13 protein-coding genes are annotated in these 14,941 nt (G+C 71.9%); all 13 read right to left on the reverse strand.

From position 1 onward, the window contains the following. Positions 1-243: 243 nt before the first annotated feature. Entirely contained in the window at positions 244-1,605 is a 1,362-nt protein-coding gene (locus ACIQWA_RS28585; protein WP_402487404.1) for a DivIVA domain-containing protein, read from the reverse strand. Between the two features lie 59 nt (positions 1,606-1,664). Then, positions 1,665-1,946, reverse strand: coding sequence for a YggT family protein (locus ACIQWA_RS28590; RefSeq protein WP_030282903.1), 282 nt, complete (start codon positions 1,944-1,946; stop codon positions 1,665-1,667). A 98-nt stretch (positions 1,947-2,044) separates the two neighbouring features. Continuing rightward, positions 2,045-2,653: a cell division protein SepF gene (locus ACIQWA_RS28595; RefSeq protein ID WP_030282899.1), complete on the reverse strand. Its 609-nt coding sequence runs from the start codon at positions 2,651-2,653 to the stop codon at positions 2,045-2,047. A gap of 226 nt (positions 2,654-2,879) precedes the next feature. After that, positions 2,880-3,668, reverse strand: a complete 789-nt coding sequence (locus ACIQWA_RS28600) for a YggS family pyridoxal phosphate-dependent enzyme (protein WP_360227751.1) — start codon at positions 3,666-3,668, stop codon at positions 2,880-2,882. Continuing rightward, positions 3,668-4,399 carry a peptidoglycan editing factor PgeF gene (gene pgeF, locus ACIQWA_RS28605; RefSeq protein ID WP_402487406.1) on the reverse strand — a complete coding sequence of 244 codons (732 nt, stop codon included), beginning with the start codon at positions 4,397-4,399 and terminating at the stop codon, positions 3,668-3,670. The genes ACIQWA_RS28600 and pgeF overlap by 1 nt, the downstream gene beginning before the upstream one ends. Beyond that, on the reverse strand, positions 4,396-5,628 hold the full coding sequence (gene ftsZ, locus ACIQWA_RS28610; RefSeq protein WP_360227757.1) for a cell division protein FtsZ: 1,233 nt from the start codon (positions 5,626-5,628) through the stop codon (positions 4,396-4,398). The genes pgeF and ftsZ overlap by 4 nt, the downstream gene beginning before the upstream one ends. 363 nt (positions 5,629-5,991) lie before the next feature. Continuing rightward, positions 5,992-6,828 (reverse strand): cell division protein FtsQ/DivIB, encoded by an 837-nt coding sequence (locus ACIQWA_RS28615; RefSeq protein ID WP_402487408.1) that lies wholly within the window; start codon positions 6,826-6,828, stop codon positions 5,992-5,994. Continuing rightward, positions 6,821-7,927: an undecaprenyldiphospho-muramoylpentapeptide beta-N-acetylglucosaminyltransferase gene (murG, locus tag ACIQWA_RS28620; protein WP_360227763.1), complete on the reverse strand. Its 1,107-nt coding sequence runs from the start codon at positions 7,925-7,927 to the stop codon at positions 6,821-6,823. Before murG ends, ACIQWA_RS28615 begins: the two co-directional genes overlap by 8 nt. Before the next feature lie 6 nt (positions 7,928-7,933). Then, positions 7,934-9,241, reverse strand: a complete 1,308-nt coding sequence (gene ftsW / locus ACIQWA_RS28625) for a putative lipid II flippase FtsW (RefSeq protein ID WP_402487410.1) — start codon at positions 9,239-9,241, stop codon at positions 7,934-7,936. Positions 9,242-9,388: 147 nt separating this feature from the next. Continuing rightward, the gene (gene murD / locus ACIQWA_RS28630) at positions 9,389-10,831 is read right to left on the reverse strand and encodes a UDP-N-acetylmuramoyl-L-alanine--D-glutamate ligase (protein WP_402487412.1); all 1,443 of its coding nucleotides are present in this window, start codon (positions 10,829-10,831) and stop codon (positions 9,389-9,391) included. Further along, entirely contained in the window at positions 10,828-11,889 is a 1,062-nt protein-coding gene (mraY, locus tag ACIQWA_RS28635) for a phospho-N-acetylmuramoyl-pentapeptide-transferase (protein WP_350504707.1), read from the reverse strand. Before mraY ends, murD begins: the two co-directional genes overlap by 4 nt. Continuing rightward, positions 11,889-13,292 carry a UDP-N-acetylmuramoyl-tripeptide--D-alanyl-D-alanine ligase gene (murF, locus tag ACIQWA_RS28640; protein ID WP_402487414.1) on the reverse strand — a complete coding sequence of 468 codons (1,404 nt, stop codon included), beginning with the start codon at positions 13,290-13,292 and terminating at the stop codon, positions 11,889-11,891. The genes mraY and murF overlap by 1 nt, the downstream gene beginning before the upstream one ends. After that, positions 13,289-14,941 (reverse strand): UDP-N-acetylmuramoyl-L-alanyl-D-glutamate--2,6-diaminopimelate ligase, encoded by a 1,653-nt coding sequence (locus tag ACIQWA_RS28645; protein WP_402487415.1) that lies wholly within the window; start codon positions 14,939-14,941, stop codon positions 13,289-13,291. Before ACIQWA_RS28645 ends, murF begins: the two co-directional genes overlap by 4 nt.

The following is a 14,941-nucleotide window of genomic DNA, read 5'->3' on the forward strand; positions in this document are numbered from 1 at the left end:
CAACGGCGCCCAACCCCCCACCCACAGAGTCGGCGGTCCGAAAATCACCCAGCCCCCGGAGCGCCCACCCCCGGAACCGCCCCCGGCCCCACCCACCCTCCCGAAAGCCCACCCCCACACCCCAGCCCCGCGCAGCGGCCCCCACACCCCTAGCCCCCCGCCCCCAACCCTCGAACACAAAAAAGACGCCCCCTCCCCAGCCCAAAGGCCAGAAAGGGGACGCCCAAAACCCCAGCTACAACCTCAGTTGTCGCCGTCCTCGTCAATCAGAAAGCCCCGCATCGGCGCCGGAGCCTGCTGCATCGGCTGCGGCGGCTGCGGCCGCACGGCCGCCATCGGCTGGGTCATCCCGGCCGGCTGCATCTGCGGCGCACCGTTCCCACCCTGCTGCCCACCGAAGCTCGGCGCCGGCGGATTCCCACCGAAGGAACTCTGCCCCCCGAACGACGGCGAGTTACCACCGAACGAAGGCTGGTTCCCACCGAACGACGGCGCAGAGCCCATCGACCCCCCACCGGCCGGAGCCATCGACGACGCCGCCGGCGGCAGCGACGCGGTGGCGGGGATCCGCGGCGGCGCGAGCGAGTCGTCGGCCTGCGACTCCAGCTGACGCAGCTGGGTCTCCAGGTACGACTTCAGTCGCGTACGGTACTCACGCTCGAACGCCCGCAGGTCCTCGACCTTGCGCTCCAACGTGGCCCGCGCGGACTCCAGCGACCCCATCGCGACGCGGTGCTTCTCCTGCGCGTCCCGCTCCAGGGCGTCGGCCTTGGCCCGGGCGTCCCGCTCCAGACCCTCGGCCCGGCTGCGCGCCTCGCCGACGATCTTGTTGGCCTCGGAACGGGCCTCGGAGATCGCCTGGTCGGCGGTCTGCTGGGCGAGCGCCAGCACACGGGCGGCACTGTCGCCGCCGGGGCCCTGCTGCTGCTGCATGGGGCCGCCGAGCGGGCCGCCCATCTGCTGCGGGCCGCCCATGGGGCCACCCATCGGCTGCATCTGCTGCTGCTGGCCCATGCCCTGGCCCATCGGGTTGCCCATCTGCTGCGGGCCACCGGGACCGCCCATGGGCTGGAGCATCTGACCGCCCATCGGCTGGACCAGCTGCTGCTGGCCGCCCATGGTCTGGCCCATCTGCTGGGGACCGCCGGGGCCCATCGGACCACCCGGGCCGGCCGGGAGCTGCGGCGCACCGGACGGCAGGCCGAGGGGCTGGTTGCCCATCTGCTGCTGCTGCTGCGGACCACCCGGACCCATCTGCTGCGGGCCGCCGGGGCCCATCTGCTGCGGGCCGCCGGGGCCCATCTGCTGCGGGCCACCCGGACCCTGCTGGCCGGGGACCGGCGGGCCGGATATGGCGGCCGGGACGGGAGCGGCCGGACGCTGGGCGTCCTGCGGCGGCTCCTTCCGCATGTTGGCCTGGTTCTGCGCGGCGGCGCGAGTCGCGGCGGCCAGCTTGGCCCGCAGGTCCTCGTTCTCCCGGAGGAGGCGGGTCAGCTCCGCCTCGACCTCGTCGAGGAAGGCATCGACCTCGTCCTCGTCATAGCCTTCACGCAGGCGGACGGTCGTGAACTGCTTGTTCCGAACGTCCTCGGGGGTCAATGGCATCTCTTCACCTCAACGTGATCGTCGGCACACCGGCATCCTGTCGCATCGCTCACCTACGACTAGGGGTGCACAAGCGAGATCAGGACATACACAATGATCATCAGTACGAAGAAGGACAGGTCGAGCGCCACGCCCCCGAAACGCAACGGCGGGATGAACCGCCGAAGAAGCTTGAGCGGCGGATCCGTGACAGTGTACGTGGCCTCCAGGACCAGGACCATGGCCTTGCCCGGCCGCCACGAACGCGCGAACTGGAAGACCCAGTCCATGACCAGTCGCACGAGCAGGAACACCAGGAAGACGGTCAGGGCGTAGTAGAGCACCGCCCACACGATGTCCATCGCGTTTCCCTCTCCCCGGTCCCGGGCCCTGGGGCCCGCCGCTCGTCACCTGTCGCCAACCACTGTTGATCAGATCCACACGTAAAGTCGTGGCCGGGTCAGCTCTGGTTGAAGAACCCACCCTCGGCGATCCGAGCCTTGTCCTCCGCCGTGACATCGACGTTAGCAGGCGACAGCAGGAACACCTTCTGTGTCACGCGCTCGATACTGCCGTGCAGACCGAAGACGAGTCCAGCGGCGAAGTCTACGAGCCGCTTGGCGTCCGTGTCGTCCATCTCGGTCAGATTCATGATCACGGGGGTCCCGCCGCGGAACTGTTCCCCGATGGTACGGGCCTCGTTGTAGGTCCGGGGGTGCAGCGTGGTGATGCGGTAGGGCTCTCGTTCGTTCACGACCTTGGGCATGATCACCGGGGCGCTCTTCTCCAGGTTGTGGCGGCGTTCGGGTGTGATGGACGACACGGGGGCCATCCTCGGGGTCTCCTGCCGGATCGGCACCGCGGCCGGAACCGGCTGCGGGGTGATCGAGGAGACCGGGGCGGGCGCGGGGGCGGCTGCCGGCCGGGGGATGTCCTCGGTCCGCTGCCCCGTGCGGATCGGCTCGGGGTCCGCGTCGTAGTCGTCGTCGGGGTCGTACCCCTGGCCGTCGTACGTCTCGTCCTCCACGAGGCCGAGGTAGACCGCCATCTTGCGCATCGCGCCGGCCATGCTCCTGTCTCCTCCGCTTGTGGTGGACCGGCTCCGTCCCAGCGGGCGGGCCGCGGCCCTGCCTGCGGATTCCGCGGTCCGCCCACGACGGCCCGTCAAGGCGACGCGCCGTCAGAGTTCGTGGGATTGGGGCCGCGGAGCTGCGATCCACGGTTGGCTAGCACTTCGGAAAGCTGCTAGCTTCTGTCCTATTTTGTCCTGCAGTCTGATCTACTACCCGGTGACGTTACCCGAGGGGTGACCTCACTCCGAGTACCGCCGTTCCGACGCGTACATGTGTCGCTCCGGCGGCAATCGCCTGCTCAAGGTCGCCGCTCATGCCTGCGGAGACCATGGTGGCAGCCGGATGGGCCGCCCGTACGGCGGTTGCGATTTCCGCCAGCCGCTCGAAGGCCCGGACCGGGTCTCCGGCCAGCGGGCCGGCCAGCGGAGCGACCGTCATCACACCGTCCAGGCGCAGCCCGGGCGCGTCGGCGATCGCGTCGGTGAGTTCGGCGACGTCCTCGGGGGCGACCCCGGCCCGGTGCGCGCCCTCCCCGTGCTCCTTGTCCAGTGCCACCTGCACCAGGCAGCCCAGTTCCGGGCGCTCGGACTTGAGCACGGCCGCCGAGAGCGACTCGACGAGCCGCAGCCGGTCCACCGAGTGCACGTGGTTCGCGTAGCGGACCACCGAGCGGACCTTGTTGGTCTGGAGCTGGCCGACGAAGTGCCAACTAAGAGGAAGGTTTCTGCACTGTTCCGCCTTGGGAGCGGCGTCCTGGTCACGGTTCTCCGCGACGTCCGTCACACCCAGCCCGGCCAGCAGCGCGGTGTCCTCGGCCGGGTAGGTCTTGGTGACGACGATCAGGCTGACGTCCTCGCGCGGGCGTCCGGCCGCCGCACAGGCGTCCGCGATCCGGCGCTCGACCACTTCGAGGTTGGTCCCGAGCTGCTCGTACCGGGCCCGCTGGCCGTTCGTCAGAGCCTCCGAGAACTGCCTGCTCCCCGGGAACGGTCCGTAGATGTCGTTCGTCATCAGTGATCAGAGTCCAACCAGACGTAGCTCGCGAGCCGACCCGTGCGCTGCTCGCGACGATAGGAGAAGTGATCGGCGGATTCGAGGGTGCAGACCGGTGAGCGCACCAGTTCGGTGACCCCCGCCGCGGCCAGTTGGGCGGCGACCCCCGCCGGCACGTCCAGCGCCGGGGTTCCCCACGAGGTCTCGGCGAAGGCCGACGGGACGACCTCGGCCACCTCGGCGCGCAGCCCGGCCGGCACCTCGTAGCAGCGGCCGCAGACCGCGGGGCCGGTGGCGGCGGCGATCCGCGCCGGCTCGGCCCCCAGTTCGACCATCGCCCGCACCACCGCGGGCACCACTCCGGCCGCCAGCCCGGGCCGGCCCGCGTGGGCCGCGCCCACCACGCCCGCCACCGGGTCGGCCAGCAGCACCGGGGTGCAGTCCGCGGTCAGCACCGCGAGCGCGAGCGGGCGGTCGGTGACCACCGCGTCCACCGTCGGGGCCTGCCCGAGCGGCTGGCGCTGCGTCACCACGGCGACCTCGGCGCCGTGCACCTGGTTCATCCAGACCACGTCGGCCGGGTCGATCCCCAGCTCCCGGGCCGCGACGGCCCGGTTCTCCCGGACCGCCTCCGGGTCGTCGCCCACCGCACCGCCGAGGTTGAGCTCCCCGTACGGCGAAGTGCTCACCCCGCCCCACCGATCGGTGAAGGCGAAGTGAGCACCGGCGCGAACCGCGTGATCGATCACTTAAGGAAGTCCGGCACGTCGAGCTCCTCGGCCGGGCTCTCCACGAACGGCTGCCGGGCCGGCTGCACCTGCGGCGGCACCGGGGCGGCGGCGGTCGTGGTGGCCGAGGTCTCGGCCGAACGCGCCGGGGCGGCCGGGGCCTCCCCCTCCGAACGGGACGTCACCGAGCCGATGCTCCCGTAGGACGGACGGCCGGCCGGGCGCTCCGGAGCTGCCGGCGGGGTCGCCGGGGCGGCGGGGGTGGTGGACTTCACCACCGGGTCGCGGACGATCGCCGGCGGCTGGCCGCCGTCGAAGCCGGCGGCGATGACGGTGACCCGCACCTCGTCGCCGAGCGCGTCGTCGATGACCGCACCGAAGATGATGTTGGCCTCGGGGTGGGCGGCCTCGCTGACCAGCTGGGCCGACTCGTTGATCTCGAACAGGCCGAGGTCGGAGCCGCCCGAGATGGACAGCAGCACGCCGCGGGCGCCGTCGATCGAGGCCTCCAGCAGCGGCGAGGAGATGGCCATCACGGCGGCGGCCTTGGCGCGGTCCTCACCGCGGGCCGAGCCGATGCCCATGAGCGCCGAACCGGCGTCCGACATGACGGACTTGACGTCGGCGAAGTCGAGGTTGATCAGGCCCGGGGTGGTGATCAGGTCGGTGATGCCCTGGACACCGGAGAGCAGGACCTGGTCGGCCGAGCGGAACGCGTCGAGCACGCTGACCTGGCGGTCCGAGATGGACAGCAGCCGGTCGTTGGGGATCACGATGAGGGTGTCGACCTCTTCGCGCAGGGCGGCGATGCCGTCCTCGGCCTGGTTGGCCCGGCGGCGGCCCTCGAAGGTGAAGGGGCGGGTGACCACGCCGATGGTCAGGGCGCCCAGCGAGCGGGCGATGTTGGCGACGACGGGCGCGCCGCCCGTGCCCGTGCCACCGCCCTCGCCGGCGGTCACGAAGACCATGTCGGCCCCCTTGAGGACCTCCTCGATCTCCTCGCGGTGGTCCTCGGCGGCCTTGCGGCCGACCTCGGGGTTGGCGCCGGCGCCGAGGCCCCGGGTGAGTTCACGGCCCACATCGAGCTTGACGTCGGCGTCGCTCATGAGGAGGGCCTGCGCATCGGTGTTGATCGCGATGAACTCGACGCCCTTGAGACCGACCTCGATCATCCGGTTGATGGCGTTGACACCACCGCCGCCGATTCCGACGACCTTGATGACTGCGAGGTAGTTCTGCGGTGCTGCCACGTCGAAGGCCTCTCGCCTCGAATTTCCGGGTCGACCCGCCCCAACGGGGGGCCGTGTCGACGGATGTCGATGGGTAGGGAGCCTGGTTTCTGACTGAATGTCCGAAATGCCGACCGCCGACCCCAACCCTAAACTTGACCTTTAGGGTTAGTCCTGTGTCTCCGTCACATCACCAATGGACACAGTCTGGTGACACAGGACACTAGGTGGCTCCGGGCACGCGTTTCAACGAACACGCCGAGCTTCCCTTTTTCTTTTGAGCCTATGTGATCATCGGCCGGCAATGGAAACCGGGGTGACCACCAAGGGTCGGGCCGACACTCCGAAGCGTCAACCCCTCCCTCGGGCAGAGAATCTAGCGGATCAGCCGGACACCGCCGGCGCCTCCGGCGCCGTCACGTCGAAGTTGGTGCCCTTCTGCTTCATCAGTGCGAGCAGCACCCGGGCCTTTCGGTCGGTCTGGTCCGGACTCCCCCAGCGCACCGTCGCACCCCCGCTGAGCTGCAGTTCGATGTCGTCGTAGGAGTGCACCAGGACCGATCCGGCCCGCTTGGCGATCTCCGGCGGGAGGCCGGCGGCCACCGTCACCGCGCCCTGCACCAACTGTCCCCGGGAGATCACCCCGTCCACGTCCTTCGCGGACTGACTGAGCCGCAGCTCCACCACCGGCACGCCCGCCGGCGGGGCCGCCTCGGTGGCGAAGCTCACGCCTGTGGCGTCCACCTGGGTGAACTGACCGTCATCCCCCTTGACGGCGGCGGCCGCCGTCCGCTGCACCACCTTGACCTGCAGGGTGTGCGGCCAGCCCCGCCAGACCTCGGCCTTCGCCACCCGGGGGATCGCCTCGACCCGCTGGCGGACGCCGTCCAGGTCGACCCGGGCCAGCGGGCCGTCGGCGAGCCCGCCGACGGCCGCGCGGACCTGGTCCGAGGTCAGCTTCTCGTCCGCGGCGCCCTGGACGGCGACGTCGCGCACGTCCAGCAGCGAGGAGAAGAACACCACCCAGGCCAGCGCGCCCAGCACCGCGGCGCCGAGCGCGCTCAGCACCACGACGCCCCGCCGGGAGAGCCGGAGGCGGGGAGCGGACTCCTCGTCCCCGAACTCGTCCTCCTCGTGGGAGTACCCGCCCCCGGCCTTGCGGCCGGGAGGTGCCCCCAGGCCGGCGGCCGGGGGTGAGCCGGCGGGCCGGCCGTCAGCCACGACGGCGACCGCCCCGGTGTGCCTGGATCGCCTCGTACACCATGCCGACCAGCAGGTCGTCCGCGTCCCGGCGGCCGAACTCGGCGGCGGCCCGGCTCATGTCCCACAGCCGCTGCGGGTCGGTGAGCACCGGCAGCACGTTCTGCAGCACCCAGTCCGAGGTCAGCTCGGCGTCGTCCACCAGCAGGCCGCCGCCGGCCTTCACCATCGGCTGGGCGTTCAGCCGCTGCTCGCCGTTGCCGATCGGCAGCGGCACGAAGGCGGCGGGCAGGCCGACCGCGGCCAGCTCGGCGACGGTCATCGCGCCGGCCCGGCAGAGCATCAGGTCGGCGGCCGCGTAGGCGAGGTCCATCCGGTCGATGTACGGCACCGGGCGGTACGGCGGCATCCCGGGGACGTCGGCGGTCTGCGGCAGCTCGTTCTTCGGGCCGACCGCGTGCAGGATCTGCACGCCGTACTGCTGCAGCCGCGGGGCGATCGCGGTGATCGTCTCGTTGAGCCGGCGCGCGCCCTGGGAGCCGCCGGAGACCAGCAGGGTGGGCAGCCGCTGGTCGAGGCCGAAGTACTGGCGGGCCTCCGGCCGGGTGGCGTTGCGGTCCAGGGTGGCGATGGTCCGGCGCAGCGGGATGCCGATGTACCGGGAGTCGCGCAGCTTGCTGTCCGGGGTGGAGACCGCGACGAAGTCGGAGTAACGGGCGCCGATCTTGTTGGCCAGGCCGGGGCGGGCGTTGGCCTCGTGCACCACGATCGGCACGCCGGCCCGCTTGGCGGCCAGGTAGGCGGGCATCGCGACGTAGCCGCCGAAGCCGACCACGCAGTCGGCGTTGACCCGCTCGATGATCTCCTGGGCGGCCCGGACGGTGCCGCGCAGCCGGCCGGGGACGGTGATCAGTTCGGGGGTGGGCTTGCGGGGCAGCGGCACGGCCGGGATGAGCTCCAGCTGGTAGCCGCGCTCGGGTACCAGTCGGGTCTCCAGCCCCTTCTCGGTGCCCAGGGCGGTGATCCCGATGGACGGGTCGTGCCTGCGGAGTGCGTCCGCGAGGGCCATGGCCGGCTCGATGTGACCGGCGGTCCCCCCGCCGGCGAGTACGACATGCACCGAAATTCACCGCTCCCTGCGTGCCGGTCCGGGGACCGCGCGCGCTGTGGTTCGTCGTCGTGGCAGCACCCGGGCCAGTCGCTTCCTGATCCGGGAGTTCTTGTTCCGGGCGGCCAGGGCCGCCTTCGCGCCCGAGGAGCTGCGTGCCAGGCAGAGCAGCACTCCGATCGCGGACATGGCCGACAGCATGGCGGAACCGCCGTAGGAGAACAGCGGGAGCGGGACGCCCGCGATGGGCAGCAGTCCCAGCGCCGACCCCAGGTTGATCATGGCCTGCGCCATGATCCAGGTGGTGGCGGCTCCCGCGGCGTACCTGACGAAGGGGTCCTTCGTACCGATGGCCACACGGATACCCGCGTAGCCTAGTGCCGCGAAGAGGCCGATCACCGACAGCGTCCCCACCAGACCGAGTTCCTCGCCGGTCGCGGCGAAGATGAAGTCGGTGTGCGCCTCCGGCAGCTGGCCCCACTTCTCCACGCCGGCGCCGAGGCCGGTGCCGAAGCCGCCGCCGAGGGCGAAGGAGTAGACGCCGTGCAGGGCCTGGAAGCAGGCGCCGTCCGGGTCGAGCTTGGTGACGCCGATGCAGCCCAGGCGCTCGGCCCGGTGCGGGACGGTGATCACCAGGGCGGTGCAGACCACGACCGCCACCCCGACGGTGGCCACGAACAGCCGCAGCGGTGCGCCGACCATCCAGAGCAGCGCGAACACCATGGCCACCAGGATCATCGAGGTGCCCATGTCACCGCCGATCATGATCAGCGCGAGCAGCAGCAGGGCCCCGGGCACCAGCGGGACCAGCAGGTGCTTCCAGGTGGTGAGGGTGCCGGCCTTCTGCTTGCGGGCGAGCAGGTCGGCGCCCCAGAGGACCAGCGCGAGCTTGGCGAACTCGGAGGGCTGGAACTGGAAGAACCCGAAGTCCAGCCAGTTCTGGTTGCCGTTGATCCGCACCCCGATGCCGGGCACCGCGACCAGCGCGAGGGCGCCGATCACCCCGAACATCACCGGGTAGACGATCACCCGCAGCACCGCCACCGGGACGGAGGCGAAGCCGGCCAACAGGACCAGCCCGAGGATGGCCGCGATCAGCTGCTTGAGGAAGTAGTACTGCGCGGTGTGGTGCTGGTTCAGCGCCAGGATCTGCGAGGCCGAGAAGACCATCATCAGACCGAGCACGACCAGCAGCAGGGTCGTGCCGACGATCAGCAGGTACGGCGTGAGCGGCCGGTCCAGCCAGTAGCGGACGCGGGCCCGGAAAGCCTGCAACCTCCCCAGCGGACCGGCCGACTTGTACTTGGTCGTGGTGGCGGAGATCACTCGCCACGGCTCGGCGGTGTCCTGCCCGGTCGTACCGGAATCCGCCCTGCCCTGCCCCGCCACCGCTCCCCGCTCTCCCTCTTCTGCGGCTCGTTCGCCTCCGGGCCGCTCCGGCCGGCCCTTCGGCTCACTCGCCGGAGCCCAGCCTCACTCGCCGAGGTCCGCCAGCTCCCGGACGGCCGCCGCGAACAGGTCCCCGCGCTCGCCGTAGTTGGTGAACATGTCCATCGAGGCGCAGGCCGGGGCCAGCAGCACCGTGTCACCCGATCGGGCGAGCGACGCGGCCGTTCGAACGACCTCGGTCATCGCCACCGCGCCAGTCTGGCCCTCGGCCGCCTCGATCACCGGCACATCCGGAGCGTGTCGCTCCAGCGCCGCGCGGATCAGCGCCCGGTCCTCCCCGATCAGCACGACCGCGCGCAGCCGCTCGGCCGCGCCCTGGACCAGGTCGTCGAAGGTCGCGCCCTTGGCCAGTCCCCCGGCGATCCAGACGATCGGCCGGTAGGCGGCCAGCGAGGCCGCCGCGGCGTGGGTGTTGGTGGCCTTGGAGTCGTCGATGTACGTGACCTCGCGGACCGTACCGACCTCGGCGATCCGGTGGGCGTCCGGGCGGAAGGCCCGCAGGCCCTCCCGGACGGCCTTCGGTTCGACCCCGTACGCCCGGGCCAGCGCCGCCGCGGCGAGCGCGTTGGCGATGTTGTGCGGGGCGGGCGGGTTGACGTCCTCGACGGCGCCCAGCTCGGCCGCGTTCCTGGTCCGGTCCTCGACGAAGGCGCGGTCCACCAGCAGGCCGTCCACCACGCCGAAGTTCGACGGGCTCGGCGCGCCGAGGCCGAAGCCGATCGCCCGGCAGCCCTCCTCGACGTCGGCCGCCATGACCAGCGCCTCGGTGGCCGGGTCGGCCAGGTTGTACACGCAGGCCACCACGTTGCCCTCGTAGATCCGGCCCTTGTCGGCGGCGTACGCCTCCATCGAGCCGTGCCAGTCGAGGTGGTCCGGGGCCAGGTTGAGCACGGCCGCCGAGTACGGGCGCAGCGAGGGCGCCCAGTGCAGCTGGTAGCTGGAGAGCTCGACGGCGAGCACGTCGTACGGCTCCTCGGCGAGCACCGCGTCCAGCACCGAGACCCCGACGTTGCCGACGGCGGCGGTGCGCTTGCCGGCCGCGGCGAGGATCGAGGCGAGCATCTGGACGGTGGTGGTCTTGCCGTTGGTGCCGGTCACGGCCAGCCAGGGGGCGGGCTCGCCGGTGCCCGGCAGCGGCCTGCGCAGCCGCCAGGCCAGCTCGACGTCGCCCCAGACCGGCACGCCGGCCGCCGCGGCGGCGGCGAACAGCGGGCTGTCGGGGGCCCAGCCGGGCGAGGTGACGATCAGTGCGGTGCCCTCGGGCAGGCTCGCGCCGTCGCCCAGGCGCACCGCGACGCCCAGGGCCTCCAGCTCGGCGGCGCGGGCCCGCAGGCCCTCGCCGCTGCCGCCGTCGACCACGGTGACGCTCGCGCCCAGCCCGTTCAGGACGCGCGCGGCGCTGATGCCCGAGACGCCGAGTCCGGCGACCACCACGGGCAGGTTCGAGAAGTCAGGATTCGTCGTCATCCGGTCCGGTATCCCGCGTAGAAGAGGCCGAGGCCGACGGCCACGCACAGGCCCTGGATGATCCAGAACCGGACCACGACCAGGACCTCGCTCCAGCCCTTGAGTTCGAAGTGGTGTTGCAGTGGTGCCATCTTGAAGACGCGCTTGCCGGTCATCCGGAAGGAGCCGACCTGGATGATCACCGACAGGGTGATGATCATGAAGAGGCCGCCGAGCAGGATCAGCAGCAGCTCGGTGCGCGAGCAGATCGCCAGACCGGCCAGGGCGCCGCCGAGGGCGAGCGAGCCGGTGTCACCCATGAAGATCTTGGCGGGCGAGGTGTTCCACCAGAGGAAGCCGAAGCAGGAGCCCATCAGGGCGGAGGCCACCACCGCGAGGTCCAGGGGGTCCCGGACGTCGTAGCAGGCGCCGGTGGCGGAGATGAAGTAGGCGCAGCTCTGGGTGTACTCCCAGACGCCGATGAAGGTGTAGGCGCCGAAGGCCATCACCGAGGCGCCGGTGGCCAGACCGTCCAGGCCGTCCGTCAGGTTCACGCCGTTGGAGGTCGCCGCGATCATGAAGTACGCGAAGATGACGAACAGCACCGGGCCGATCGACCACTTGAAGTCGCGCACGAAGGACAGCGACTGGGAGGCCGGGCTGAGCCCGCGGTCGTCGTGGAACTGCAGCGCCAGGACGGCGAACACCAGACCGACGATGGACTGGCCGGCCAGCTTCGCCTTCGCCCGCAGGCCGAGCGAACGGCGCTTGACGACCTTGATGTAGTCGTCCAGGAAGCCGACCAGGCCGAGGCCCGCGGTCAGGAAGAGCACCAGCAGCCCGGAGGCGGTCGGGCTGTCGCCCGTTATCGCCTTCGTGGCGAAGTACGCGATCAGGGTCGCCAGGATGAAGGCGATGCCGCCCATGGTGGGCGTGCCCTTCTTGCTGTGGTGCGCCTTGGGGCCGTCGTCACGGATGTACTGGCCGTAGCCCCCTCGCGCGAGCAGCTTGATCAGGGCGGGCGTGCCGACCAGCGAGAGGATCAGACCGATCATCCCGGAGAAGAGGATCTGCTTCATCATCGGGCAGCACCGTCCGCCAGGAGGGCCTCGGCCACCTTCTCCAGCCCCACCGAACGGGACGCCTTCACCAGGACCACATCCCCCGGCTGAAGCTGACTGCGCAGCAGTTCGACCGCCGCGTCCGCGTCGGACACCAGCACCGACTCCTCACCCCACGAACCTTCGTTCCTCGCACCGAGTTCCATGCAGGCCGCCTCGCGTCCACCCACCGCCACCAGCTTGGTGACGTCGAGTCGGACGGCGAGCCGCCCGATGGCGTCGTGCTCGGCCAGGCTCTCCTCGCCGAGCTCCCGCATCTCGCCGAGCACCGCCCAGGTGCGGCGGCGCTCCGGACCGCGGCCGCCCATCGAGACCAGCGCCCGCAGCGCGGCCCGCATCGAGTCGGGGTTCGCGTTGTAGGCGTCGTTGACGACAGTGACACCATCGGCCCGGTCGACGACCTCCATGCGCCAGCGGGACAGCGCACCCGCTTCGCCCAGGGCTGCCGCGGTGTCGTCGACGGTCATCCCGAGCTCCGTCGCCACCGCGGCGGCGGCGAGGGCGTTCGAGACGTGGTGCTCACCGTACAGGCGCAGTTGCACGGGTGCGGAACCGGCCGGGGTGGTGAGCGTGAACGATGGCCGTCCGGTGGCGTCCAGGCGAACGTCGGTGGCCCGGACGTGGGCGTCCGGGGACTCCCCGAACAGGACCACCTTCGCCTTGGTACGGGAGGCCATGGCGCGCACCAGCCGGTCGTCCGCGTTCAGGATCGCGGCGCCGTCGGCGGGCAGCGCCTCGACCAGCTCGCCCTTGGCCTCGGCGATCGCCTCCTGGGAGCCGAACTCGCCGAGGTGGGCGGTGCCGACGTTGAGCACCAGGCCGATCCGCGGCGGGGTGATCGAGGTGAGGTACTCGATGTCGCCCTTGTGCCGGGCGCCCATCTCCATGACCAGGTGCCGGGTGCTGTCCTCGACCCGGAGCGCGGTCATCGGGTGGCCGATCTCGTTGTTCAGCGAGCCGGGCGGGAAGACCGTTTCGCCGTGGTGCTGGAGCAGCTGGGCGATCAGGTCCTTGGTGCTGGTCTTGCCCGCCGAGCCGGTCAGCGCGACCACCGCGGTGCCCGCGGCGCGGGCGACCACGGTGCGGGCCAGCCTGCCGAGGGCCTCCACCACACTGTCGACCAGGACGGCGGGCACGCCGACCGGGCGGGAGGCCAGCACTGCGACGGCGCCGGCCTCGACCGCGACGGCCGCGTAGTCGTGGCCGTCCACGTGCTCGCCGACGAAGGCCGCGAACAGGCCGCCGGGGCTCACCTTCCGCGAGTCGACCTCGACCGGGCCGGTGACCAGGGTGTCCGGGGCGGCGCCGTCCAGGGTGCCGCCGACGGCGGCGGCCACCTCGGCGAGGGTCAGTGCGATCACTGCTGCTCTACTCCTCGGTCGCCCCGGTCGGCCGTGGTCCGCGCGATGGATTCGCGCAGCACCTCCCGGTCGTCGAAGGGGCGGATCTCGTCTCGAACGTACTGGCCGAGCTCGTGGCCCTTGCCGGCCACCAGCACGGTGTCCCCGGCCCGGGCGCGGGTGACCGCGAGCCGGATCGCCTCCGCCCGGTCGGGGACGACCAGGACGTCCCCGCGCTCGGCCTCGGGCACCGCGGCGGCGCCGGTCAGCATGCTGGCGAGGATCGCCAGCGGGTCCTCGCTGCGCGGGTTGTCGCTGGTCAGCAGGGCGGTGTCGGCGAGCCGGGCGGCGATCGCGCCCATCGGAGCGCGCTTGTGCGGGTCGCGGTCGCCACCGCAGCCGACCACCACGTGCAGCCGGCCCTTGGTGACCTCGCGCAGCGAGGCGAGGACGGCTTGCAGGGCGTCCGGCTTGTGGGCGTAGTCCACCACGGCGACGAACGGCTGCCCGCCGTCCACCCGCTCCAGCCGGCCCGGCACTCCGGGGACTTCGGCGATCCCGGCCACCGCCCGCTCCAGCGGCAGCCCGGCGGCGACCAGCACGGTGATCGCGGCCAGCGCGTTGGCGACGTTGAACGGGCCGGGCAGCGGGACGGAGGCGTCGGCCCCGGCGCCGTCCGGACCGACCACCCGGAAGGTGGAGCCGATCGGGCCGAGCTGCACGTCCACGGCCCGCCAGTCCGCCCCGGCGTCGCCGGTCGCGGAGAAGGTGGTCACCGGGATCTTGGCCTCGGCGGCGAGCCGGCGGCCGTACTCGTCGTCCAGGTTGACCACGCCGTGGCGGGACTTGCCGGGCTGGAAGAGCCGGGCCTTCGCCTGGAAGTAGTCCTCCATGTCCGGGTGGAAGTCGAGGTGTTCGGGGGTGAGGTTGTTGAACAGCGCGACGTCGTACGCGACCCCGTCGGTGCGGCCGAAGACCAGGGCGTGGCTGGAGACCTCCATGGTCACCGCGTCCGCGCCGCGCTCGGCCATCACGCCGAGGATCGCGTGCAGGTCGGTGGCCTCGGGGGTGGTGCGCTCGCTCTTGATCCGCTCCTCGCCGACCCGCATCTCGACGGTGCCGATCACACCCGGGACCCGCCCGGCGCCGCGCAGACCGCCCTCGACCAGGTACGAGGTGGTGGTCTTGCCGTTGGTGCCGGTCAGCCCGAGCATCAGCAGCCGCTCGGACGGGTGGCCGTAGACGATCGCGGCCAGCTCGCCCATCCGGGCCCGCGGCCGGTCGACGACCAGCAGCGGCAGGCCCGAGGGCGCCGCCAGCTCGGCGCCGGCCGGGTCGGTCAGCACGGCCACCGCGCCGGCCGCCGCGGCCTGGCCGGCGAAGGCCGCGCCGTGGTGGTTGGCGCCCGGGAAGGCCACGTACACGTCGCCCGGGCGCACCGCACGGGAGTCGTGGGTGACACCGGTGACGGCGGCGCCCTCGACGGGCGGCAGACCCAGCCGGGAGGCCAGCTCGGCGAGCGGCAGAGCGGCGGTCCCGGTCGGGCGGGGCGGACTCACGGTGGTTTGATCGGGTTTCGGCACGGCGGGAAGGCTATCCGCCGAAGGGTGCCCAGGGCCAAACCGGGCCCTCGCCGCGCCGCCGTCCGCACCGGCCCGCTGGTTGCTCAT

Source organism: Kitasatospora sp. NPDC098652, from assembly GCF_044760155.1.
Classification (GTDB): Bacteria; Actinomycetota; Actinomycetes; order Streptomycetales; family Streptomycetaceae; genus Kitasatospora.

Excerpts from the sequence above, each read along its gene's own strand:
- ACIQWA_RS28645 (WP_402487415.1), bottom strand. The coding sequence starts at position 14,941 with ATGAGCAACCAGCGGGCCGGTGCGGACGGCGGCGCGGCGAGGGCCCGG.
- ACIQWA_RS28590 (WP_030282903.1), bottom strand. The coding sequence starts at position 1,946 with ATGGACATCGTGTGGGCGGTGCTCTACTACGCCCTGACCGTCTTCCTG.
- ACIQWA_RS28595 (WP_030282899.1), bottom strand. The coding sequence starts at position 2,653 with ATGGCCGGCGCGATGCGCAAGATGGCGGTCTACCTCGGCCTCGTGGAG.
- ACIQWA_RS28600 (WP_360227751.1), bottom strand. The coding sequence starts at position 3,668 with ATGACGAACGACATCTACGGACCGTTCCCGGGGAGCAGGCAGTTCTCG.
- murD (WP_402487412.1), bottom strand. The coding sequence starts at position 10,831 with ATGACGACGAATCCTGACTTCTCGAACCTGCCCGTGGTGGTCGCCGGA.
- ACIQWA_RS28585 (WP_402487404.1), bottom strand. The coding sequence starts at position 1,605 with ATGCCATTGACCCCCGAGGACGTTCGGAACAAGCAGTTCACGACCGTC.
- mraY (WP_350504707.1), bottom strand. The coding sequence starts at position 11,889 with ATGAAGCAGATCCTCTTCTCCGGGATGATCGGTCTGATCCTCTCGCTG.